Genomic DNA, 24014 nt, shown 5'->3' on the forward strand with positions numbered 1-24014 from the left:
TAAAATGGGGCTATGAGTTCATCGCACGGGTCGGGTGGTGTGGGGCCACGACAGAACGCCGGCATGAAGCGTAACCGCGTCAGCAGCGCGGATGCCGTGGCGCAGCGCGCCGAGAACGCCGAAGCGCCCCGCATCCCCCACCTGTTGCGGCGTATTTTCGCCCTCTTCGCCCCGCATCGGGCCACCCTGATCGTGACCGTGGTGCTCGTGCTGGTCAGCGCTGCCCTGTCGGTGATCCCGCCGCTGCTCACCCAGCGGGCCTTCGACGAGGGCCTGTTCCCACCCGGAAACGTGCCGAACCTCGGCATCCTCGGCACCCTCGTGGGCCTCATGCTCGGTGTCTACCTGGTCTCGGCACTGCTCGGCGTCTGGCAGACCTGGCTGACCGCGACGGTCGGCAACTCGGTCATGGGCGCGCTGCGGGTGCGACTCTTCACCCACCTGCAGGCGATGGAGCTGAGCTTCTTCACCAAGACCAAGACCGGTGTCATCCAGTCCCGCTTGCAGAACGATGTCGGCGGCGTCGCGAGCGTGCTGACCAACACCATTTCAAGCATCCTCGGCAACACCGTGACCGTGATCGCGGCCTTCGTGGCGATGCTGCTGCTCAACTGGCAGCTCACGATCGTCGCGCTCGTGCTGATGCCGATCCTCGTCTTCGCCCAGCGCCGGGTCGGGCAGGTGCGGGCCCGCATCGCCGGCAAGACCCAGGAATCGCTCTCCGACATGACGGCGATCACCCAGGAGACCCTGAGCGTCTCGGGAATCCTGTTGTCGAAGAGCTTCACGCGGCAGCAGAACGAGATCGCCCGGTACGCCGACGAAAACGCCAACCAGGTACGCCTGCAGGTCAGCCAGCAGATGAGCGGCCAGTGGTTCTTCGCCACCGTCAGTATCTTTCTCTCGAGCATTCCCGCGATCGTCTATCTGGTCGCCGGGTATCTGATGTTCAATGGCACGACGGATGTCACACCCGGCACGATCGTGGCATTCACGACCGTGCAGGCCCGGCTGATTTTTCCGTTGCTCGGGCTCATGCGGGTCGCGCTCGATCTGCAGACCTCGAGCGCCCTCTTCGCTCGCATCTTCGAGTACCTCGACCTGAAGCCGGCGATCAGCGACAAGCCCGGCGCGCAGAGCGTACCGTCGGCAGCGGATGCCGGCGCGGGCGAACTCGGTCGGGTCGCGTTCGACAATGTGACCTTCGCCTACCCCGACGGGGCGGCGGAGTCCCGGCCGACGCTCGACGCCGTGTCGTTCATGATCGAACCCGGACAGTTCGCGGCCTTTGTCGGCCCGTCCGGTGCGGGAAAGACCACCGTGTCGTACCTGATTCCGCGTTTCTATGAGGCATCGGCAGGGCGGGTCGTGTTCAGTGGGGTCGACGTGCGCGACCTGACGCAGCAGTCTCTGGTGTCCCACATCGGCATCGTGAGCCAGGAGACCTACCTCTTTCACGCATCCATCGCCGAGAACCTGCGCTATGCCAAACCGGATGCCACCCTCGAGGAGCTCGAGATCGCCGCTCGCGCGGCGAACATCCACGACACGATCGACTCGTTCCCCGAAAAGTACGACACCATCGTGGGGGAGCGCGGCTACCGGCTCTCCGGAGGTGAGAAGCAGCGCATCGCGATCGCACGGGTGCTCTTGAAAGACCCGCCGGTACTCATTCTCGACGAGGCGACGAGCGCGCTCGACTCCATCTCGGAGGGGGTCGTGCAGGCGGCACTCGACACGGCGAGCCACGGCCGCACCACCATCGCGATCGCCCACCGGCTGTCCACGGTCGTCGACGCCGACGTCATCTTCGTGATCGACGGCGGCCGCATCGTGGAGCGCGGCACCCACGCCGGGCTGCTCGCGGCCGAGGGCGTCTATGCGAACCTGTACGCCCGGCAGATCACCTCATCACCGGTGCCCCTCCCCGCCGACTGACCACCCGGCCGGCCTGTTCGCATCCGCTCACCGCGCGCCGAGACGCAGCTCGCGCCGAGACGCTGCTCGTGCCCGCAATCGTGCGCCCACAAGCTGCTCGTGCGCCTGCAATTACAGGCGCCTGAGCAGTTTTCGGGCGCATGACCGCCACGACGTGGAATTCTTGGGCGCACGCGCAGCTTCTGGGCGCACGACGCAGCGCGTCAGACGGGCGCCCGTGCAGCTTTATGGCGCAGGCGCAGCTTGCGGGCGCATGAGCTGCGGTCAGCCGGTGTTCTGCACTCGCCGAAGCGATCTATTCGGCCCTGTGGGCTCGCGGGTCTGGGCTCGGGGGTCTGGGCAGGCCACGAAGACGCGCCGGCCAGGGCAGCGGATGCCGCTAGCTGCGGGCCTCGAGCATGCCGGTCATCAGGTCGATCTCGGACTTCTGACTCATCACCACGGCGTTCGCGAACGCGCGCACGGTGGAGTTGTCGCTGCGGTCGAGCACGGCCTCGGCCATCTCGACCGCGCCCTGATGATGGGCGATCATGAGCGTGAGAAACTCGCGCTCCGCCTGGGCACCAGATGCCGCGGTCAGCGACGCGATCTGCTCGCTCGTTGCGAGGCCCGGCATGGGTTCGCCCGCGACGTGCTCGGTGTCATGCGCATGACTCGAGTCCGCATCCGAATCGGTCGGGGCCGGCCTGGTCATCCACGTCATCGACGGTTCCGGGCCGGCCTGGCTCAGCTCCCAGAGTACGAGCCAGGCGTACATCTGCCCGGACTGCTGGCCCTGCGTGACGGTGATGTCATAGGCGAGTCGCCGCACGGCCTCGTCGTCGGTGCCGTCGCGAATGATGAGCGCGAGTTCGACGCCCTGATTGTGGTGGGTCTGCATGTCCCGGGCGAACCCGGCCTCGGCGCTCGTGCTGCTCGGGTTCGGGTCGACGAGCGTGCTCAGGCGGCCGATCGAAAACGCGGCGGCGCCCACAATCACGGCGGTCAGCAGAAGCGCCACGAGCAGGGTGACGCGGCGCACCCCGCGGTGCGGGTGGGCCGCGGTGGCCACGGGGTGCGGGGCATCCGTCTCAGTCATGCCGGTGCGGCCGTCGCGGGGCCACGCGGTGCGGGGTGTCAGCGACGTGCGCTCCAGCAGGCGTTCGGGTCATCGGGCGGGCCGTTAGGCCTTGCCGGGAGCGTCGATGCCGCCGGTGCAGGGAGCGCCGGGCTCCGGCACGGTCGAGGCCTTCCAGAACTCTTCAAAGAAGTCGGTGATGCGCGGGTCGGCGGCGTCGTCAACCTGAAGCTGGGAATTCCAGCCGCTGATGACGATCGGGGACGGCAGGCCCTCGAACGGCGAGAGCACGACGTAGGTCGAGGGCAGCACGGCCTTGAGCGCCTCGAGATCCGCGTCGGACGTGCTCGGGTCGTAGGTCACCCAGAGCGCGCCGTGCTCGAGGGCGTGCACCGCGTTCTCGCTCGGTACCTCCTCGGTGTAGACGCCGCAGTTGAGCCAGGCGCTCGCGTGCTCGCCGCCGGCCGGCGGGGTCTGCTCGTAGGTCACCGGCGTCTCGACGTGCCCGGCCGTGTTCTCGAAGCTCTCGACGCCGTCGATCGTCGACGCGTCGCCGTCGCCGCCGCCGGCGTAGTTCGCGGCCTGCGGGGTCAGCACGATTGACGCGACGATGACGCCGATCACGGCGACCGCGGCGACGGAACCGGCGATGATGCCGATGCGCCGGTTGCGCTTGGCCCGCTTCTGGGTGCGGTGGTATTCCTCGAGCTTCTTCGCGCGCTGGGCGACGCGCTGCTCTTTCACGGATGCTTTGTTCACGGGGGAGCCGGGGTTGGGCGTCACGGGGACCTCTCTCGATTGTGCAGTATCTATTCGAACGTATCAGCGTGAGGCCGGATGTCCGCTGGGAACGTGGAAGAGCTCGGAACCCGCCTCAGGCGCCGGGCTAGAGTACAAGGGGGCGACGGATGCCGCGGCCCTCACTTTCACCGCAGACCAAAGGACTCACTCCGATGCAGATTGCCGACACCATCCTCGACCTCATCGGCAATACCCCGCTGGTCAAACTGCACAAGGTCACGGAGGGTGTGGCGGCAACGGTGCTCGTGAAACTCGAGTACCTGAACCCGGGCGGCTCGGCGAAAGACCGCATCGCGGTGCGCATCATCGATGCCGCCGAGCGCGACGGCCTGTTGAAGCCCGGCGGCACGATCGTGGAACCGACCTCGGGCAACACCGGGGTTGGCCTCGCCCTCGTCGCCCAGCAGCGCGGCTACAAGTGCGTCTTCGTGCTGCCCGACAAGGTCGGCGAGGACAAACGCAACGTGCTCACCGCGTACGGCGCCGAGATCGTGGTGACGCCGACATCCGTCGCCCCCGACGACCCCGACTCCTATTACTCCGTGTCCGACCGCCTGGCCCGTGAGATTCCGGGCGCCTTCAAGCCCAACCAATACTTCAACCCGAACGGTCCGCTCAGCCACTACGAGACCACCGGCCCCGAGATCTGGCGCGACACCGACGGCACCGTCACCCACTTCGTGGCGGGCGTCGGCACCGGCGGCACGATCACCGGAACCGGCCGCTACCTGCGCGAAATCTCGAACGACACCGTGCGCATCGTCGGCGCCGACCCCGAGGGCTCGGTCTACTCCGGCGGCACCGGCCGCCCCTACCTCGTCGAGGGCGTCGGCGAAGACTTCTGGCCCGGCGCCTACGACCCCACGGTCGTGCACGAGGTGATCGCCGTGACGGATGCCGACAGCTTCGCCATGACCCGCCGGCTCGCCCTCGAAGAGGGCATCCTCGTCGGCGGATCGAGCGGAATGGCCGTCGTCGCCGCGCTGCGGCTGGCCGAAACCCTCACGAGCGACGACACCGTCGTGGTGCTGCTGCCCGATGGTGGCCGCGGCTACCTCGGCAAGATCTTCAACGACGGCTGGATGCGCAGCTACGGTTTCACCAACGCCCCGGCCGGCCACACGGTCGCCGACCTGCTCACCTCGAAGACCGGCCTGATGCCGCCCTTCGTCTACGTGCACCCGAGCGACACCGTGCACGACGCGATCGAAACCATGACGAGCGCGGGCGTCTCACAGCTGCTCGTGCTGAGTGCCAAACCGCCCGTCGTGATGGGCGAGGTGCTCGGCGCACTCGACGAGCGTGCGCTGATGGGCCTCGTCTTCTCGGGGGACGCGAAACTCACCGACCGGGTCAGCACGATCGTCGGCGAGGCGCTGCCGCTGATCGGCGTCAACGAACCGGTCGGCTCCGCCCGCGCTGCCTTCGCCCAGCACGATGCCCTGCTCGTGACCGATGGCGGCAAGCCGCTCGGCGTCATCACGCGGCACGACCTGCTCACCTACCTGAGCGCCTGATTTTCGTTTCCCACTGTTCAAAGGATTTTCATGACTGACAGCACCGCGCACAACTTCGACACCCTCGCCATCCACGCCGGCCAGGCCTTCGACCCGACCACCGGCGCCGTCATCCCGCCGATTTACCAGACCTCCACCTACGTGCAGAACAGCATCGGTAATCTGAAGGGCGGCTACGAGTACAGCCGCGGCGGTAACCCCACCCGCACCGTGCTCGAGACACTGCTCGCCGCGCTCGAGGGCGGCAAGCACGGACTCGCCTTCGCGAGCGGGCTCGCAGCCGAAGACACGATCCTGCGGGCGATCCTTGCTCCCGGCGACCACGTCGTGCTCGGCAACGACGTCTACGGCGGCACCCACCGCCTGATCAACAAGATCCACGGTGCCTGGGGCATCCGCAACACCACCGTCGAGATGAGCGACCTGGCCGCCGTCGAAGCCGCCATCATTCCGGGCGAGAGCAAGATCCTCTGGGTCGAAACGCCCAGCAACCCGCTCATGAAGATCAGCGACATCGCCGCCCTGTCGGCGCTCGGCCACCGCCACGGCCTCGTCGTGATCGTCGACAACACCTTTGCGTCGCCCGCGCTGCAGCATCCGCTCGCCCACGGCGCCGACGTCGTGGTGCACTCGACGACCAAGTACCTCGGCGGACACTCCGACGTGCTCGGCGGCGGCCTCGTGATCAACGACGACGAACTCGCCGAGAAGGCGACGTTCATCCAATTCGCGGCCGGCCCCGTCGCGGCCCCGCTCGACGCCTGGCTCACCGTACGCGGCATCAAGACGCTCTCGGTGCGCATGGAGCGCCACTCGAGCAACGCCCTGGCCATCGCGAAGCACCTGCAGGCGCACCCCGCCATCGAGCGGGTCTACTACCCGGGACTGCCCGAGCACCCCGGGCACGAGCTGGCCGCGAAGCAGATGAGCGGCTTCGGCGGCATGCTGTCCCTCGCGTTCAGGGGCGGCGCGGCCGCGGCCCGTACCTTCGCCGAGTCGATGCACCTGTTCCAGCTCGCCGAGTCGCTCGGCGGCGTGGAATCGCTCGTCAACTATCCCTCGGAGATGACGCACGCCTCGGTGCGCGGCACCGAGCTCGAGGTCGCCGACAACATCGTGCGTCTCTCGGTCGGCATCGAAGACGTGCGTGACCTCATTGCCGACCTCGACGCGGCACTCCCCGCGGCCTAGGCCTCGCGGGAGAACGCCGACGCCCGGGCGATCTGCTCGGGCGTCGGGCGGATGCCGGTGTACAGCACGAACTGCTCCTCGGCCTGAAGCGCCACCACCTCGCCCCCGGTGATGACGGCCTTGCCGGCCTCGCGCGCCGCCCGAATCAGTCGCGTCTCCGACGGTGAGGCCACCACGTCGAACACCACCCGGGCGGCCGCGATCGTGCCGGGCTCGAACGAGAGCAGGGCCTCGTCGGGAGTCATGCCCTGCGGGGTGACGTTCACGATCAGGTCGGCGGTCAGCTCGCCGACCCGCGGCGCCCAGGCGTAGCCGCAGAGTTCGGCCAACGCCCGCCCGGTGACCTCGTTGCGCGCCACGATCGTGCCGGAGGCGAACCCGGCATCGCGCAGCGCGGCCGCGACGGCCTTGGCCATGCCGCCGCTGCCCTGCACGATCACCGACAGCTGGGCCGAAACCGCGCGCTGCGTCAGCAGGCGCCGCACGGCCGTGTAATCGGTGTTGTAGGCGCGCAGGTACCCGTTGTCGTTCACGATCGTGTTGACCGAGTCGATCGCGAGAGCGGATGCATCGAGCTCGTCCACGAGCTCGATCACCGCCTCTTTGTAGGGCATCGAGATGGCGCAGCCGCGGATGCCGAGCCCCCGCACGCCCGCAATCGCGTCCCGCAGGGTGACCGGGGCGAAGGCCTTGTAGATGAAGTTGAGGCCGAGTTCGTCGTAGAGGTAGTTGTGGAACCGGGTGCCGATGTTGCTCGGCCGGGCGGCGAGCGAGATGCACAGGGTCATGTCCTTGTTCAGAATTGGCATGGCCCCATTGTTGCGCGTTCTGCGAATGGGCCGGTGAGCGGCGTGTTGCGGGAGCGTTATCGGCCGCCACTTGACATGAGCATTGCTCGGGGCCAGCATGACAAGGCTCTGATCGCTCGGAGTGCTTGAGCAGTCACACCGGTCGGCGACGGCAAGGAAGGCTTCAATGTTGAATAGCCCGGTCATCCTCGAAATGCGCTCCATCACCAAGGAATTCCCCGGCGTCAAGGCGCTGTCCAACGTCTCGCTCACCGTGAGGGCCAGCGAGATCCATGCGATCTGCGGCGAGAACGGCGCGGGCAAGTCGACGCTCATGAAGGTACTGTCCGGCGTCTACCCGTACGGCTCCTACTCGGGTGATATCTACTTCGAGGGCAGCGAGATGCGCTTCAAGGACATCCGCTCGAGCGAAACGGCCGGCATCGCGATCATCCACCAGGAGCTCGCACTCATTCCCGAACTGTCGATCACCGAGAACATCTTTCTCGGAAACGAGCCCACCCGGTGGGGCAGCATCGACTGGGTCGGTGCCAAGCGCACGGCCTACGAACTGCTCGCCAGGGTCGGCCTGCGCGACGACCCAGACACCCTGATCAAGAACATCGGCGTCGGCAAGCAACAGCTCGTCGAGATTGCCAAGGCGCTCAACAAGTCGGTCAAGGTGCTCATCCTCGACGAACCGACCGCCGCCCTCAACGAGGCCGACTCACAACATCTGCTCGATCTGATTCGTGGGCTGAAGAGCAAGGGCATCAGCTCGATCATGATCTCGCACAAGCTCAACGAGATCGAACAGGTCGCCGACTCGATCACCATCATTCGCGACGGCCTGGCCATCGAAACCCTCGACATCGCCGCAGACGGGGTCAATGAGGATCGCATCATTCGCGGGATGGTCGGTCGGAGTCTCGAGAGCCGGTTTCCCGAGCACACGCCCACCATCGGCCCGGTGTTCTTCGAGGTGCGCGACTGGACGGTGCAGCATCCGCAGGTTGCCGAGCGCCTCGTGGCGAAGGGCTCGAACCTGACCGTGCGCACGGGGGAGATCGTCGGCATCGCCGGGCTGATGGGCGCCGGCCGCACCGAGCTCGCCATGAGCATCTTCGGCCGCTCCTACGGCACCTTCATCTCGGGCCAGATCTTCAAGGACGGCACAGAGATCGAGCTGCGCAACGTGGGCGAGGCCATCGAGCACGGACTCGCCTACGTGAGCGAGGACCGCAAGGCGCTCGGCCTCAACCTGCTCGACGACATCAAACGCTCGGTCGTCTCGGCCAAACTCTCCAAGATCTCGGCGGGCCCGGTCGTGAACGACGCCAAGGAGTACGCGATCGCCGAGGAATACCGCAAGAACCTGCGCATCAAGACGCCGACCGTTGACATGGGGGTGAGCAAACTGTCCGGGGGCAACCAGCAGAAGGTCGTGCTGGCGAAGTGGATGTTCACCGACCCCGACATCCTGATTCTCGACGAACCGACCCGCGGCATCGATGTCGGAGCCAAATACGAGATCTACGGCATCATCCAGACCCTCGCCGCCCAGGGCAAGGGCGTGATCCTGATCTCCTCCGAGCTCCCCGAGCTGCTCGGCCTCGCCGACCGCATTTACACGATCTTCGAGGGAGCGATCACGGACTGCATCGACGCCGCCGACGCCGACCCCGAAACCCTCATGAAGAGCATGACCTCCGCCAGAAAGAAGGTGCGCACCATATGAGCGACACGACTCCGATCGCGACGAAGCCGAGCGCGGGACGCCGGTTCGGAAGCGGCAGGAACAGCATCCGCCAATTCGGAATTCTGTTCAGCCTGATCGCGATCATTATTTTCTTTCAGATTCTGACCGACGGGCTCACCCTGTCGTCGGGCAACCTGATCAACCTGGTCAGCCAGTACTCCTACATCCTGATCCTTGCAATCGGAATGGTCATGGTCATCATCGCCGGCCACATCGACCTGTCGGTCGGGTCGGTCGCCGCGTTCTGCGGCATCGTCGTGGCCAGTTCCATGGAGGACTGGAACTTTCCCTGGCCCGTCGCGATCCTGTTCGGTCTCGTCGTCGGTGCCCTCATCGGCGCCTGGCAGGGGTTCTGGGTCGCCTACATCGGGGTGCCGGCCTTCATTGTGACGCTCGCCGGCATGCTCATCTTTCGCGGCGGCAACCAGCTCATCGGCAACGCCAACACGGTGCCGGTGCCCGAAGGCTTCACCACGATCGGTGCCGGCTACCTGCCCGAAGTGGGGCCCAGTACCGGCTACAACAACCTCACCCTGCTGATCGGCTTTCTCATTGCGATCGCGATCGTCGCGCGGGAATGGCGGGCGCGTCAGGTGCAGAAGACCATGCACTCCGAGTCGGTGCCGCTGTGGGCGAGCGTGGTCAAGGTCGGCCTGCTCGACGCGGTCGTCATCTACGCCACGTTCCTGTTCGCCGGCGGCCGGGTCGGCACGAGCTTTCCGGTTTCCGGCATCATCCTCGGCGTACTCGTGCTGCTCTACAGCTTCGTCACGCGCAACACGATCCTGGGTCGGCACGTCTACGCGGTCGGCGGTAACAAACTCGCCGCCGAACTCTCCGGGGTCAATTCACGACGGGTGAACTTTCTCGTCATGATGAACATGGCGATCCTGTCCTCGCTGGCCGGCATGATCTTCGTGGCCCGCGCCGGGGCATCCGGCCCGCAAGACGGCCTCAGCTGGGAGCTCGACGCGATCGCCGCGGTCTTCATCGGCGGCGCGGCCGTGTCGGGCGGCATTGGCACCGTCATCGGCTCCATCGTCGGTGGCCTCGTGATGGCCGTTCTGAACAACGGCCTGCAACTGCTCGGAGTGGGTTCCGACCTCGTGCAGATCATCAAGGGCATGGTGCTGCTGGCGGCCGTCGGGGTGGATGTCTGGAACAAGAGCCAGGGGCGGCCCTCGATCATCGGTCTGCTCACCCGCAACCGGCGCGCTCCCGGCCCGCCGGAACCGCCGCCGGCCGTGCTTCCGACCGCCGGCACCCCGGCCACCGCGCAGCCCGCCGATCGGGCCACCAACTGACGAGCTCTCTTCAACCGATACCCGCAATCCCACAAATTCCCGTATTCAAATGAACAGAAAGTGACGGACATGCGAAAAATCACGGTCAGGGCTACAGCGATCACAGCGGTCGCCGCGGTAGCTCTCATGGCACTCTCGGGATGCTCCACCCGAGACCCCGATTCAGCCGCCGGGGGAACGGCCGAAGCCGGGTTCCCGGCCGACTCCGTCGTGGGGGTGGCCCTTCCGTCGAAGACCAGCGAGAACTGGGTTCTCGCCGGCGGCCTCTTCGAAGACGGTCTCTCCGAGGCCGGTTTCGAAGCCGACGTGCAGTACGCGGGAGCCTCGACCACGGTGAAGGATCAGCAGGACCAGATCTCCGCCATGGTCACCAACGGAGCCAAGGTCATCATCATCGGGGCCCAGGACGGTGGCCAGCTCGGCACGCAGGTCAAGGACGCCCACGATGCCGGCGCCATCGTCATTGCCTATGACCGTCTGATTCTCAATACCGACAACGTCGACTACTACGTGGCCTTCGACAACTTCAACGTGGGCGAGCTGCAGGGTCAGGCGCTGCTCGACGGGCTGGCCGCGGTGCGGCCGGAAGGTCCGTACAACATTGAACTGTTCTCGGGCAACTCCGCCGACGCCAACGCCCCGGTCTTCTTCAACGGTGCCATGAGCGTGCTGCAGCCGAAGATCGACGACGGCACCCTGGTTGTCGCTTCCGGACAGACCGACATCAAGCAGACCGCGACGGCGGACTGGAAGGCCGAGAACGCGCAGAGCCGCATGGACTCGCTGCTCACCAGCACCTACGGCGACCAGGAGATCGACGGGGTGCTCTCGCCGAACGACATGCTGGCGCGGGCGATCATCACCTCGGTGAAGGCGGCCGGCAAGCCGATCCCGGTCGTGACCGGCCAGGACTCCGAGGTGGAGTCGGTCAAGTCGATCATGGCGGGCGAGCAGTACTCCACCATCAACAAGGACACCCGGCTTCTGGTGGCGCAGGCGATCGACATGGTGAAGGCCCTGCAGGTCGGTGACACACCGGAGACCAACGACGACAGCTACGACAACGGCAACAAGATCGTTCCGGCCTACCTGATTCCGCCGGTGATCGTGACCAAGGCGAACGCGGCCGAGGCCTACGCCAACGATCCCAAGTTGGCGCCGCTGACGGAGTAGCACCCACGCCCCGCCCGGTGCGGGCAGCACGGCACGGAAGGTCGGAACGGATGCCGTTCCGACCTTCTGCATGCCGGGTCGGCGACACGCCGAAACACGCCGACCGAGTTTCCACAGGGAAGAATTTTGCCACCGCACCGGTTGTGGATAAGTAGGCGAAAACCGCGGAATTCGGGGGCCCCATTCGGGGGCGGCCTGTTGAAAACTCGAAAATGTCGGTGGATAACTACATAAATATAATTACCGCATGTAGTGGCTGTTCCTATCCAGAATCACTAGATGTAGTATTAAGACTCCAGTTGAGCCCTACGGCTCCCACGGCACAGTTTCTGCGGAAAAACACCGCACACCGTTCTAACAGACACCCCACGACAACTCAGAAGAGAGGCCATCTCCATGGCAATCACGGTCTACACGAAGCCCTCCTGCGTGCAGTGCAACGCGACGTATCGCGCGCTCGACAACAAGGGCATCGAGTACCAGGTTCTGGACCTGTCCGTGGACGAGAACGCCCTCGAAGCCGTCAAGGCGCTCGGCTACCTGCAGGCCCCCGTCGTCATCACCGACGAAGACCACTGGTCGGGCTTCCGCCCCGACAAGATCAACGAGCTCGCGGCGCGACTCGCGTAGCGCCCGGCCCCGGGCCGCGCCACATGGCTGACATCGTCTATTTCTCCAGCACCTCGGGCAACACCGCCCGCTTCGTCGAGAAGCTGGGCCGCCCGGCCACGCGCATCCCGCTGCACGCTCGTGATGAACCCCTGCAGGTCACCGAGCCCTACGTGCTCTGCCTGCCCACCTACGGCGGCGGAAACAACGCCGGGGCCGTGCCGAAGCAGGTCATCAAGTTTTTGAACAACGAGACCAACCGGTCTCTGATTCGCGGCGTCATCGGCGCCGGCAACACCAACTTTGGTGAGGCCTACTGCCTCGCGGGCGACATCATCGCCAGCAAGTGCAAGGTGCCCCACCTCTATCGCTTTGAAGTATTTGGAACACCGGATGATGTACGCATCGTTCACGACGGATTGGAAGCATTTTGGACACGACAGCCGTAAGAGCGACTCCGCTGGAAGCGCCCCTGGGCCAGGGAATGGATTACCACTCCCTGAATGCCATGCTCAACCTGTACGGCCCCAACGGAGAGATCCAGTTCGACAAGGACAAGGACGCCGCGCGCGAGTTCTTTTTGCAGCACGTCAATCAGAACACCGTGTTCTTCCACAGCCTGCGCGAACGTCTCGACTACCTCGTCGAGCACGAATACTACGAGCAGGCCGTTCTCGACCTGTACTCGTTCGAGTTCATCACGAGCCTCAACGACCTCGCCTACTCGAAGAAGTTCCGCTTTCAGACCTTCCTGGGCGCGTTCAAGTACTACACCTCCTACACGCTGAAGACCTTTGACGGCAACCGCTACCTCGAGCGCTTCGAAGACCGCGTCGTGATGAGCGCCCTCGGCCTCGCCCAGGGCGACGAGAAGCTCGCGATCGCCCTCGTCGAGGAGATCGTGGCCGGCCGCTTCCAGCCCGCGACCCCGACCTTCCTCAACTCCGGCAAGGCCCAGCGCGGCGAACTCGTCTCGTGCTTCCTGCTACGCATCGAAGACAACATGGAGTCCATCAGCCGCGGCATCAACTCCTCGCTGCAGCTTTCCAAGCGCGGCGGCGGCGTGGCCCTGCTGCTCTCGAACATTCGCGAGGCCGGCGCCCCGATCAAGCAGATCGAGAACCAGTCCAGCGGAATCATCCCCGTCATGAAGCTGCTCGAAGACTCCTTCAGCTATGCCAACCAGCTCGGCGCCCGTCAGGGTGCCGGTGCGGTGTACCTGCACGCGCACCACCCCGACATCATGCGCTTTCTCGACACCAAGCGCGAGAACGCCGACGAGAAGGTGCGTATCAAGACGCTCTCCCTCGGCGTCGTCATCCCCGACATCACCTTCGAGCTCGCCAAGAAGGGGGAGGACATGTACCTGTTCTCGCCCTACGACGTCGAGCGCGTTTATGGCGTGCCCTTCGCCGACATCTCGGTCACCGAGAAGTACCACGAGATGGTCAACGACTCCCGCATCAAGAAGTCGAAGATGAAGGCCAGAGACTTCTTCCAGACGCTCGCCGAGATCCAGTTCGAGTCCGGCTACCCGTACATCATGTTCGAGGACACGGTCAACAAGGCGAACCCGATCAAGGGTCGCATCAACATGTCGAACCTCTGCTCGGAGATTCTTCAGGTCAACACCCCGACCACGTACAACGAGGACCTCTCGTACAACGAGATCGGTAAGGACATCTCCTGCAACCTCGGGTCGATGAACATTGCCCTCGCCATGGACTCCGGCAACCTCGGCCGTACCGTTGACACGGCCATTCGCGGCCTGAACGCGGTCTCGGAGCAGAGCCACATCTCATCCGTTCGCTCGATCGAAGACGGCAACGACCGCTCGCACGCCATCGGCCTCGGGCAGATGAACCTGCACGGCTACCTCGCCCGGGAGCGCATTTACTACGGCAGCGAAGAGAGCATCGACTTCACCAACATCTACTTCTACACGGTGCTGTTTCACGCCATTCAGGCCTCCAACCGCATCGCCATCGAGCGCGGCCGCGCGTTCGAGGGCTTCGAGGACTCCGCCTACGCTTCGGGCGCGTTCTTCGACAAGTACACCGATCGGGCCTGGGTGCCCGTCACCGAGCGCGGCGCCGAACTGTTCACGCAGGCCGGAGTCGCCATTCCTACGCAGGCCGACTGGGCTGAGCTGAAGGCATCCGTCATGGCGCACGGCATCTACAACCAGAACCTGCAGGCCGTGCCGCCGACCGGGTCGATCTCGTACATCAACAACTCGACCGCGTCGATTCACCCGATCGCGGCCAAGATCGAGATTCGTAAGGAGGGCAAGCTCGGCCGCGTGTACTACCCGGCGCCCTTCATGACCAACGACAACCTGGACTACTACCAGGATGCCTACGAGATCGGTGCCGAGAAGGTCATCGACGTGTACGCCGCCGCCACCCAGCACGTCGATCAGGGCCTCTCCCTGACCCTGTTCTTCAAGGACACGGCGACGACCCGTGACATCAACCGCGCGCAGATCTACGCCTGGAAAAAGGGCATCAAGACGATCTACTACATCCGTCTGCGCCAGATGGCCCTCGAGGGGACCGAAGTTGAGGGCTGCGTCTCCTGCGCCCTTTAATACCCAGCGCTTAAATCAGTTGTCGATGTGCCTAGAAGGAAAAACCCATGACTAACAAGCTCAAGCTGGTCTCGCACGTGGATGCGATCAACTGGAACAAGATCGAAGACGAGAAAGACGTCGACGTCTGGAACCGGCTGACCAACAACTTCTGGCTGCCCGAGAAGATCCCGCTCAGCAATGACATCCAGTCCTGGAACCAGCTCACCCCGGGCGAGCAGCAGCTCACGCTGCGGGTCTTCACCGGCCTGACCCTGCTCGACACGATCCAGGGCACGGTCGGCGCGGTGTCGCTCATTCCCGACTCGATCACCCCGCACGAAGAGGCCGTGTACACGAACATCGCGTTCATGGAGTCGGTGCACGCCAAGAGCTACTCGTCGATCTTCTCGACGCTCAGTAACACGAAGGACATCGACGAGGCGTTCCGCTGGTCGACCGAGAACGAAAACCTGCAGCGCAAAGCCAAGATCGTCATGGACTACTACCAGGGCGACGACCCGCTCAAGCGCAAGGTCGCCTCGGTGCTGCTCGAGTCGTTCCTGTTCTACTCGGGCTTCTACCTGCCGATGTGGTTCTCGAGCCGGGCCCGCATGACCAACACGGCCGACCTCATCCGTCTGATCATTCGGGATGAAGCGGTGCACGGCTACTACATCGGTTACAAGTTTCAGAAGGGCCTCGAGGCGGCGACGCAGGAACGCCGCGACGAGATCAAGGACTACGCCTTCAACCTGGTCTTCGAGCTCTACGAGAACGAGGTGCAGTACACGCAGGACCTCTACGACGAGGTCGGCCTGACCGAAGACGTCAAGAAGTTTCTGCACTACAACGCCAACAAGGCGCTGATGAACCTCGGCTACGAGGCGATCTTCCCGAAGGACGTCTGCGACGTGAACCCGGCTATTCTGTCGGCCCTGTCGCCGAACGCCGACGAGAACCACGACTTCTTCAGCGGGTCGGGCTCCTCGTACGTGATCGGCAAGGCCGTGAACACCGAAGACGACGACTGGGACTTCTAGGCCGTCGTTTCGTTCCCGGTGGGAGACCAGGAACGCTTGTGGTGTCATCGGGCCGTTTGAGAAGAGTTATCGGGGGCATATGTTCGATCAGTCGAGTCTTTGGATGAAGTCCTTCCTAGAGAGGAAAGAGGATGTACACGCGGCTCATCGAGCTCACTTAAAGTCTTCATTCCTGTTGTTCAGGGATCACGTTGGGCCGATAGCGGCGGACATCTCACTCAGCGTTCCGGGATACACGGATCATAGTTTGACGCATTGCGACAGCTTGTGGGAGACCGCTTCGCTCCTGCTTCCTGAGGACTATCCGATAAACCCTGCCGAGGCCTTTGTCTTAGGCGGCGCCTTCTTGATCCACGATCTTGGTATGGGTCTCTCTGCCTACCCGGGCGGGCTTCGCGAGATCATCGAATCGACGGCATGGAAAGATCTGCTCACCGGTCTCTTCGATGATCGATCTTCAGACATTCAGGCCTCGATCGTTGAAGACTGCGAGAAGAATGCAACCTGGGACGGGATATCGAAGGCTGAGGCTAAACAAGGTCTCACTATCTTTCTGCGTTCAAGACACGCTCAACAAGCAGGAAATATTCTTTCACAAACTTGGGACGTGTCCAACGGGCAGCCTGAGTACCTCCTGCCTGACACTCAGTTGAGGCATTTCTACGGTGAGGTCATTGGCAAGATCGCGAAGAGCCATTGGAGCGACGTCTCGCGTCTCCCACAAGAATTGCCCGGTATTTTGGGTCCTATTCCGGGCTTCCCGCCTGAATGGACAGTCAATGCCACAAAATTGGCTTGCGTTCTACGCCTCGCGGACGCCATTCACATTGACGCGCGACGAGCGAATCCGCTGCAGACACCGCATCGCAATCCGCAGGGAGCCTCTCTTGCGCATTGGCAATTCCAAGAGCGGCTCTTGACGCCGCAACTCGAGGATCAGCGGTTAGTATTCACATCGTCAGAGGCGTTCGGAGTTGAAATTTCCGATGCTTGGTGGCTGGCGTATGACACCGTTAAAATGATTGATTCCGAGTTGCGGCGCGTGGATAATCTTTGCGCAGACCTCCACTTACCTCGACTCGCCGCGCATGCAGCCGCAGGGGCTGAGTCTCCGGAACGATTTGCAGCTTTTGTTGGCACGCAAGGTTGGGAGCCTGTGGACGCACGCCCGTACATTGGCGACCAGAATCTGGTGATCAAGAGTCTAGGCGGGGAGGCGCTGTACGGAAGCATGCAAACTGACGGTCTCGTTCCGGTTCGGGAACTACTCGCCAACGCTATGGATGCAACTCGGGCATACAGAATGGCCTTCCCTGAGACTGCGGCTCGCGCTGTTCAAGTCAGCCTAAGCCGATCCAGCGAATGTGATACGTTCCTAATCCGAGATTTCGGCGTCGGAATGTCGGCTGACGACGTTGTGACAAAACTCTGCAACTTCGGTGTCAGCGGTTGGCGCGATGAAGCCACTCGCACGGCACTACCCGGCCTCCTTAGCTCGGGTTATCGAACGACAGGACAGTTCGGGATTGGCTTCTTCTCTGTCTTCATGGCTGCAGACCGAGTGAGAGTGATCACTCGGCATGTCGAAGCAGCCAAGGCCGAAACGTTCGTGTTGGACTTCAAGAACGGGCTTGACGAGCGACCGATTCTTCGTCCAGGCACACGATCAGAACAATTACTCGAACCCGGCACCATTGTTGAATTGTCCCTGAAGGAACGCGTGGAGTCCAACTTGGGCATCCTCTCTCGGACCGCGCTTAATGTGGCACCGGACAATACCCTGTTGTGCGGAATTATCCGAGCTCTTGCGTTGACCTCTGATCAGTCAATCGACGTTCGATCAATCGGTGAGACCTACTTCGTGAACGCAATCTCCGGAGACCAGTGGCTGACCGACACTGGGCGCGACCTCTTCGATCATCTCAATCCACTCGTTCGCAAGCACAATCCAAGCTTTTTACGCGCGCGTAGTACTTTTGATGCTTTAGTCCGTCCGATTGAAGACACAACCGGGCGTGTGGTGGGCAGGATTGCGGTTGATGTGATCGGCCGTACTGCGGACGCCACGTACTGGATGACAACTCGACGTTCGTATTCTGGCGGGCTGGAATCACCGCGTTCGGTGCACGGTGTGGTCGGAGTACTTGAAGGGAATCCGTCGGGTGCCGCGCGGAGTGCCATCAATTTGCAGATTTCCCTTGAGGCCTTTCAGTCTTGGTTCAAGGCTCAGGTGACCGCACTGAACGAACTCGAGATCGAGCCAGTTGTTCTATTCTCCGCCTCTGCGCTGGGGGTGAACTTGGGTGTGGTGGGAGACGAGCTACCGCTCGCCTTCTCAACCGAGGGGTTTCTTTCTCGTTCGGCGCTGGTCCAGTTCTTGGCCGGATGCAATGAGATCTTCGTGTTCACCGAGCCCCCGCTTGAGTACGAGATCGATGGCACGCTTTTACGCATGTTCATGCCGGAAACGTCTGATGCGCTTGCCATCGTGGGTCCGAACATGCTGATAGTTGAAGAAGGGTCCTACGGACTTTCCGCCTTGGCGACGCGGCCAAATGATATGCCCGCGCCGGAGGTTAAAGATCCGGTGAGCGCTGACGAATATCTCTTTGCGTGGTGGGAACGCATCTATCATCAGCCTCTCGCTGAGGTGATGCGGTGTGCGAGCGAGGCTTGGAGAATGCCTCTATTGGAGGTTGCGAGGATCGTCGAGGGTCTAAGTGAGCGAGGGAACGGCGACGACTTTCGAGTCGAAGTGGACCGTTTCGGTGGTGGAGTCGTTAAAGTTGACGCTTTTCGTATCGGCAAGGCTATTGTCACGGAAGACGATGACTAAGACTCCGAGGAGCCTAGTTTCGTCGGTGCCAAGGCTTATGAGATGATCCTCGGGGCCCTCGTTGGAGTCGGGATTGATCGAATCCGACGCGTCGCCAGGCCGGGGCCGCGGGCCGTGAATCCGCAGTTCTCAACGAGCGAGACTGGCTGCGAGGCGTTCCGTGGCTTCAAACAGGGCTGGAATGTCGTTCCGGGCGGTCGTGCTCAGGATTGAGTGCGTGGTGTCGAAGTAGCGGTGTGCCAGGTGGTCACGCAGCCGCGCGATGTCGCCCCAAGGGATGCTGGGTTCCAGCTCTCTGGTGCGAAGAGTCAGATCTTTCGTTGCTTCGCCGATTTCGATCAGCCGCATGCGGATGGCATCGAAGATGAGGTCCTCTGCGGCATCGGTGCGGCTCAGGTAGTCCGCGATTGCCAGACAGGCCACGCGGATGTCATTCACACGTTCTCGGTCGGAACGACTCACAGCGGCCTCGCCTCGGTCAGCACTTTCTGGGCTATGCGGGGTTTGAGGCTGTCGGCCGGGACGATATCCACGGGCACGCCCAAGATACGCTCGGATTCGGCGTGTAGTTGAGCCAAGCCGAACAGGCCGACGTCCGTGCGAAGGTCGACGAGCAGGTCAATGTCACTGTCACTCGTATCCTCGCCGCGGGCCACGCTTCCGAAAACTCGAACGTTGTTCGCGCCGAGCTCTTCGAGCCTGCCCACCAGTTCATCTCTGTGGCTGGCGAGCAACTGCTGGTGCGGCGAGGCCATTGTGTGGGACGTGAGCGCCAGATCGAGCTGGAACCCGCTAGCGGCCACGAGACGCTGAAGCGTGGACAGAGCGGGTTCGCGCTTGCCCGCCTCATAGGCGCTGATCACGCTCTGCGTGACTCCGGCGCTCGCGCCCAGCTGGGCCTGGGTGAGACCGGCCCGTAATCGGGCCTGCAAAAGAATGGATGCGGCGGATGTGAGCACGACGAAAGTATAGCGTTTTGTAGATGTTTGTGGAAGTATCGGCGGTGATGTGCGCATCCCCGCGCGGGGTCGCGGTGGAGGCCGCCGGGACACGGCGGCGCGAGTGGAATCCCGAACTTGCTAGTGCCCGCAGGCCGGGGCGTAGGAACGAGATCCCACGAACTCCGCCCACTCCTGCTGGGTCAGGACCCGTCCGGCGATCGCGCACGCGTGTTCCTCCCATACCGCCGGCTCGGCGAAGACGAGCTGCCAATGCCCGTTGGACTGTTCGAGCGCGACGGTGCGGTCATCGAGCTCGGCCGGTGCCTGGTCCTGCACGTGTAGCCCGCTGCGAAAGGCCGCCGACCAGTCCCCTAAGTCATACATGATGATCGCGCCGTCATCTCCGGCCGTCACGAGCTCGCCGCCCGGCCGGAACTCGACTGCGGTGACTTCGCCATCATGATCCCGGAGCGTCTCCGCGATCTCGCCGGTCGCGGTGCTCGCCACGACGAGGTCGTCGCCGGCGGCGATGGCGAGCTGAGGGCCGTCTGGGCTGAAATCGGCCGCCGTGGGAAAGGACGACAGCGAGACGGTGATGGGTGTTGCTTGCCCTGAGGCGTCGACGATGCGCACCGCGCGCGCACCGTCGCGCACGGCGATCCGTCGGCCATCCGGACTGACGGCGAGAATGCCGGTGCCGGGGATGCGATGGAGCTCTGCGCCCGATGCCGTGTCAAGCACGACCGTCGGTCCGAACCCGCTGGCGTAGAGGCGCGAGCCGTCTGGGGAGAACTTCACCGCACTGTATTGCCAGACCGGACCGGGCAAGGCCTGATCCGACCAGGCCTGACCGGTCACGCCCTGATCGGGCGGCGGGGGCGGATCGGAACTGATCACGCCGAGATTCACGAGTATCGGGCCGGTCGCCGCGTTTGCGCCGCTTCGCCGGAAGGCGATGCTCACCGATGACTCAGGCTGCTGTGTCGCCGCGAGTGCGGCGAACAGGGAGCCGTCGGCCGAGTACTCGACGTCAATCGCGGTCCCGCTCATCCCCTCGTGGGTTGCCACGCCGGAGCGGCCCTGCTCTGCGAGATCGAGCGTCCCCGTGCGCCGGACCGGACAGAACGCGTCGTTGCAGGGGTCGGATATCTCGCTGAACGCGACGGCTCCGGAGACGGGATCGACAGCCGATGTCAGCACTGTCCTCGAGAAGGGGGAGTACTCGCCGAGCTGAGAGCGGTCGTTCAGATCGAACAGGCGCACGTCGTGGTCGCTGTCGATCACCGATGCCCGGGTGCCGTCCTGGGCAAGCGACATGCTCACGGCGGCGACTCCCTCCTCCGGGATCCGGATCACGCTCGTCAGACGGGGTGCGCGCGAGATGACGCGCACGAGGTTGCCCCGAGTGTCGGAATCGTCCCAGATGTGGATGGCCTCCACCGCGAGCAGCAGCGCACGGTCGAAGTCCGGCTCCTCCAGCGCCAGCCCGGCGACCCGCCGGGCCTCCGCGACCGTCGCGCGCTCGCCCGCGAGGTTCGCCTGGAAACCGGCAACGAGGCTCGCCGTCACCGCACAGATCGCGAGGGCGGCTGCGGCCACGGACACCCACGAGAGGCGCCGCACCATGCGGCGCTCCGTGCGAAGCTGGTTCTGCGCGGCAGCGAGCCCTGCGGTCTCATGCGCTGCGGAGGCATCGAGAAAGTCTCGTTCGACCGCCGTGAGTGCGGGAACGACCGCATCCCGCCAGTGCTCGGCCGCCGTCAGTCGGCCCCCGCGGTAGAGCTCACTGTCGGGCCGTCCCATCACATCCCAGGCGGCGGCCGCGGAACCCAGGTGTCGCATGATCCGCTGGCCCTCGACATCATCCGCGAGCCACTCCTTCAAGCGTGGCCACTCCCGTGCCAGTGCTTCGTGCGACAGCTGCACCGACTCCTCATCGGTCGTGAGCAGGCGTGCGTCCACCAGCCGATCAACGATCCTGGCATGGGCGTCGTCGATCGCGATCCGCGTGCGCTCGATCCGACGAGAGACGACCGCACCGCCTGCGGATGCTTCGACAAGACGCAGCAGGATGTCGCGCAGCAGCCGTTGGCCCTCCGCCGAGAGCTCGGCCATGACCTCCTCCGCGGTTTTCGCGACGGCGCCAGCGATCTCACCCGATGCCCGATACCCGTCGACGGTCATGACACGGCCCTCACGGCGTGACCACACCTGGCGCAGGGCGTGCGACAGCAGCGGAAGGTTTCGCCCATCGGCATCGCGAACGAGGATCTCGACGAGGCCCGGCTGCAGGATGAGCCCGGCCTGCTCTGCGGGCTTCTCGATCACTGCTCGAAGTCCGTCGGGACCGAGCCCGGTGAGCATGAGCATGTGTGACTGGATGATCGCGGCGAAGCCTTCGTGATCGGCCAGGTCTCCGAGACGGTCGGCGCGGATCGCGACAACCAGCAGGCCGCGGTAGACCATGCGCTTCAGGGCGGCGAAGAACTCCCGCACCTCGGCGGGGTCGGCCGCGGCGAAGGCGTGCTCGCACTGATCGACGATGAGCAGCGACTGTCCGGCCGGGAGTCCGAGATCGCGCAGGGCATCGAGCGGATGTTCGCCGGGCGACACGATGGCGACGTCCCTGCCGCGGGCGATCAGGTCCGCACCGATCCCGGCCCGCACGAATGAGGATTTGCCGACACCCGATGAGCCGGCGACGAGCAGCACGCCGTGCCTCTCAAGCTCTCGCAGCGCCACTGACAGCTCCTGCTCGCGACCGAAGTACCGTTCGGCGTCTCCGACGCCCGCGGGAGGCAGCCCGAAGTACGGACACTCCGGGCTCTCGGCCCGGAACACCCGGTCAGACAGCAGCGCGGGATCCTGGCGGAGGATCGCCTGCTCCAGCTCGGCAAGCTCCGTACACGGATCCAGTCCCAGCTCGACAGCGAGCAGCCCGCGCGCCCGGCGCACGGTGGCGAGCGCATCCGCTTGCCGACCCTGCCGGTACTGGGCCACGCTCAGCACGACCCAGCGCCGCTCGCGCAGCGGGGCCTCGGCGACGCGGGCGCGCGCCAATGCGGCGACCTCCTGAACGTCGCCCGCCTGCAGCCGTGCGTCGAGCAGCAGCTCCTCGACCCCGAGCCGCATCTCCTCGAGACGTCCGGTCGCGATCTGCGCCGGCTCCCAGTCGGGGAGTTCGACGTAGGGTTCCCCGCGCCACAGGGCGAGCGCCTCCGAGAACGTGTTCGCCGCCCGCTCGGGCTCACCGAGCTGGAGTTGCTGCGTGCCCCGCGTGACGAGTCGCTCGAACCGCTCGGCGTCGAACTCGATGCCCTCCGCGGCCAGGCGGTACCCGTGCGGGGTGGTTTCGATCCGCGCCGGCGCGATCAGCCGGCGCAACCGCATAATGCATCCCGGAATGACGTGTGACCACGAGGCGGGCACATCGTCGCCCCAGAGCGCCGCCGCGAGGGATTCGACCGACAGGGATTCACCCAGGCGGACCGTGAGCGCACCCAGCACCGCACGATCGCGCGGAGCCAGCGGAATCCGACCGTCGTCGAGCGTCAGCGATCCAAGAACTCGTACCTCCATGACGACATGGTGCGTCCGAATCCGACATCCGTCAAGACGGCTGATATCAGGCCGATACCGAACCGCTGGGCGCCGGTATCCTGCTGATATCGGCGAGTCCTTGACTGAAGTGAGCAGCCAACGCGCTGCGTTTTCGACCGAAGGGACATGACATGTGGAACTCAATTCGCCGCCCCCGCGCCGATCACGCGACACGCTCGCGGCAGGCGGGTGTTGCCGTTGCTGTGCTGGCGTGCTTCGGCCTCGCCGCGTGCACCGCGACCGAACCTCCGTCCTCCGCATCGACCGTGGAGGCTGACACGATCGCACCGTTCCCGGAGAGGGGCTTCATCGACGCCGGCACGTACCTCGTGACCGGCTACCCGGTGCCCTTCGAGATCACCGTCCCAGACGGCTGGAGGACCTACAACGGCGCGGAACTGGGCAGGGACGACCCGGATCACCCGGATGAATGGAATGTCTTCCTGTCTTTTTGGCCCCCCCACACTGTGCCGGCGGACGCATGCGCCTGGAAGGGCGCGCCCGTCGAGAGCGGTCCGACGGCTGAGGCGTTCGTCGCTGCGATGACGGCGCAGGCGTCAACGGTAACCACCCCTCCCGTCACGGTCGTGGTGGGCGACTACTCCGGCTTAGAGTTCGACCACGCCGCCGAGAGCGACGTCGACGTCACCGCCTGCGACGGCGGCAAGTTATGCACCGTGGACTCCGCGGAGGACTGCAACGGACGCGCCTACACAACCAGGGGCGAGCACGCGACCTACCTGGTGGTCGACCTGAGCGGCGAACGCGCCGTGATCGAGCTGGGTCAATCCGACCCCTCGATCGATCCGGCGCTGATCACGGAGGCACACGCCATTTTCGACTCGATCGAGTTCGTCGGACCCGACGAGTGACGCTTGGCCCGGTCGT

Annotated in this window: 18 protein-coding genes; 12 read left to right on the forward strand and 6 right to left on the reverse strand. The window is 64.4% G+C overall.

The window, feature by feature from the left end:
• Positions 1–12: 12 nt before the first annotated feature.
• Complete coding sequence (locus E3T55_RS03720) at positions 13–1938, forward strand: ABC transporter ATP-binding protein (protein ID WP_420897965.1); 1926 nt, start codon at positions 13–15, stop codon at positions 1936–1938.
• A 379-nt stretch (positions 1939–2317) separates the two neighbouring features.
• On the opposite strand, the gene E3T55_RS03725 is transcribed toward E3T55_RS03720, so the two are convergent.
• A complete protein-coding gene (locus E3T55_RS03725; RefSeq protein WP_134518210.1) occupies positions 2318–3016 on the reverse strand; it encodes a DUF305 domain-containing protein in 699 nt (232 codons plus the stop codon).
• Positions 3017–3100: 84 nt separating this feature from the next.
• Positions 3101–3778, reverse strand: a complete 678-nt coding sequence (locus tag E3T55_RS03730) for a DUF3105 domain-containing protein (protein ID WP_134518211.1) — start codon at positions 3776–3778, stop codon at positions 3101–3103.
• Positions 3779–3948: 170 nt separating this feature from the next.
• Between E3T55_RS03730 and E3T55_RS03735 the strand changes: the two genes are divergently transcribed.
• Both E3T55_RS03735 and E3T55_RS03740 read left to right on the forward strand, forming a co-directional pair.
• Positions 3949–5313, forward strand: coding sequence for a cystathionine beta-synthase (locus tag E3T55_RS03735; protein WP_134518212.1), 1365 nt, complete (start codon positions 3949–3951; stop codon positions 5311–5313).
• Between the two features lie 30 nt (positions 5314–5343).
• Complete coding sequence (locus E3T55_RS03740; RefSeq protein ID WP_134518213.1) at positions 5344–6504, forward strand: cystathionine gamma-synthase; 1161 nt, start codon at positions 5344–5346, stop codon at positions 6502–6504.
• On the opposite strand, the gene E3T55_RS03745 is transcribed toward E3T55_RS03740, so the two are convergent.
• A complete protein-coding gene (locus tag E3T55_RS03745) occupies positions 6501–7313 on the reverse strand; it encodes a shikimate 5-dehydrogenase (RefSeq protein ID WP_134518214.1) in 813 nt (270 codons plus the stop codon). The two genes, E3T55_RS03740 and E3T55_RS03745, sit on opposite strands and share 4 nt — an antisense overlap.
• Positions 7314–7479: 166 nt before the next feature.
• Here E3T55_RS03745 and mmsA point away from each other — a divergent pair, with 166 nt between their 5' ends.
• The 8 genes from mmsA (at position 7480) to E3T55_RS03785 (ending at position 18585) form a co-directional block, all read left to right on the forward strand.
• The gene (gene mmsA, locus E3T55_RS03750; RefSeq protein WP_134518215.1) at positions 7480–9030 is read left to right on the forward strand and encodes a multiple monosaccharide ABC transporter ATP-binding protein; all 1551 of its coding nucleotides are present in this window, start codon (positions 7480–7482) and stop codon (positions 9028–9030) included.
• Positions 9027–10355, forward strand: a complete 1329-nt coding sequence (gene mmsB, locus E3T55_RS03755; protein WP_134518216.1) for a multiple monosaccharide ABC transporter permease — start codon at positions 9027–9029, stop codon at positions 10353–10355. Before mmsA ends, mmsB begins: the two co-directional genes overlap by 4 nt.
• Before the next feature lie 69 nt (positions 10356–10424).
• The gene (locus E3T55_RS03760) at positions 10425–11528 is read left to right on the forward strand and encodes a substrate-binding domain-containing protein (RefSeq protein ID WP_134518217.1); all 1104 of its coding nucleotides are present in this window, start codon (positions 10425–10427) and stop codon (positions 11526–11528) included.
• A gap of 396 nt (positions 11529–11924) precedes the next feature.
• On the forward strand, positions 11925–12158 hold the full coding sequence (gene nrdH / locus E3T55_RS03765) for a glutaredoxin-like protein NrdH (protein ID WP_119976465.1): 234 nt from the start codon (positions 11925–11927) through the stop codon (positions 12156–12158).
• 23 nt (positions 12159–12181) lie between these two features.
• Positions 12182–12586, forward strand: a complete 405-nt coding sequence (gene nrdI, locus E3T55_RS03770) for a class Ib ribonucleoside-diphosphate reductase assembly flavoprotein NrdI (protein ID WP_134518218.1) — start codon at positions 12182–12184, stop codon at positions 12584–12586.
• A 35-nt stretch (positions 12587–12621) separates the two neighbouring features.
• On the forward strand, positions 12622–14727 hold the full coding sequence (nrdE, locus tag E3T55_RS03775; RefSeq protein WP_134518219.1) for a class 1b ribonucleoside-diphosphate reductase subunit alpha: 2106 nt from the start codon (positions 12622–12624) through the stop codon (positions 14725–14727).
• 47 nt (positions 14728–14774) lie between these two features.
• A complete protein-coding gene (nrdF, locus tag E3T55_RS03780; RefSeq protein WP_134518220.1) occupies positions 14775–15749 on the forward strand; it encodes a class 1b ribonucleoside-diphosphate reductase subunit beta in 975 nt (324 codons plus the stop codon).
• A gap of 103 nt (positions 15750–15852) precedes the next feature.
• Positions 15853–18585 (forward strand): HD domain-containing protein, encoded by a 2733-nt coding sequence (locus E3T55_RS03785; RefSeq protein ID WP_134518221.1) that lies wholly within the window; start codon positions 15853–15855, stop codon positions 18583–18585.
• Positions 18586–18714: 129 nt separating this feature from the next.
• On the opposite strand, the gene E3T55_RS03790 is transcribed toward E3T55_RS03785, so the two are convergent.
• From E3T55_RS03790 to E3T55_RS03800, 3 genes are all read right to left on the reverse strand, one after another.
• Positions 18715–19023: a HepT-like ribonuclease domain-containing protein gene (locus tag E3T55_RS03790; RefSeq protein ID WP_241992841.1), complete on the reverse strand. Its 309-nt coding sequence runs from the start codon at positions 19021–19023 to the stop codon at positions 18715–18717.
• Between the two features lie 20 nt (positions 19024–19043).
• Entirely contained in the window at positions 19044–19544 is a 501-nt protein-coding gene (locus tag E3T55_RS03795) for a nucleotidyltransferase domain-containing protein (RefSeq protein WP_241992842.1), read from the reverse strand.
• A 120-nt stretch (positions 19545–19664) separates the two neighbouring features.
• On the reverse strand, positions 19665–23105 hold the full coding sequence (locus tag E3T55_RS03800; RefSeq protein WP_166791661.1) for an nSTAND1 domain-containing NTPase: 3441 nt from the start codon (positions 23103–23105) through the stop codon (positions 19665–19667).
• A gap of 152 nt (positions 23106–23257) precedes the next feature.
• On the opposite strand from E3T55_RS03800, the gene E3T55_RS03805 reads away from it, so the two are divergent.
• Positions 23258–23998: a hypothetical protein gene (locus tag E3T55_RS03805; RefSeq protein WP_241992843.1), complete on the forward strand. Its 741-nt coding sequence runs from the start codon at positions 23258–23260 to the stop codon at positions 23996–23998.
• The last annotated feature ends 16 nt before the right edge of the window (positions 23999–24014 follow it).

The sequence above is a fragment of the Cryobacterium frigoriphilum genome (assembly GCF_004403305.1).
Taxonomy (GTDB): domain Bacteria; phylum Actinomycetota; class Actinomycetes; order Actinomycetales; family Microbacteriaceae; genus Cryobacterium; species Cryobacterium frigoriphilum.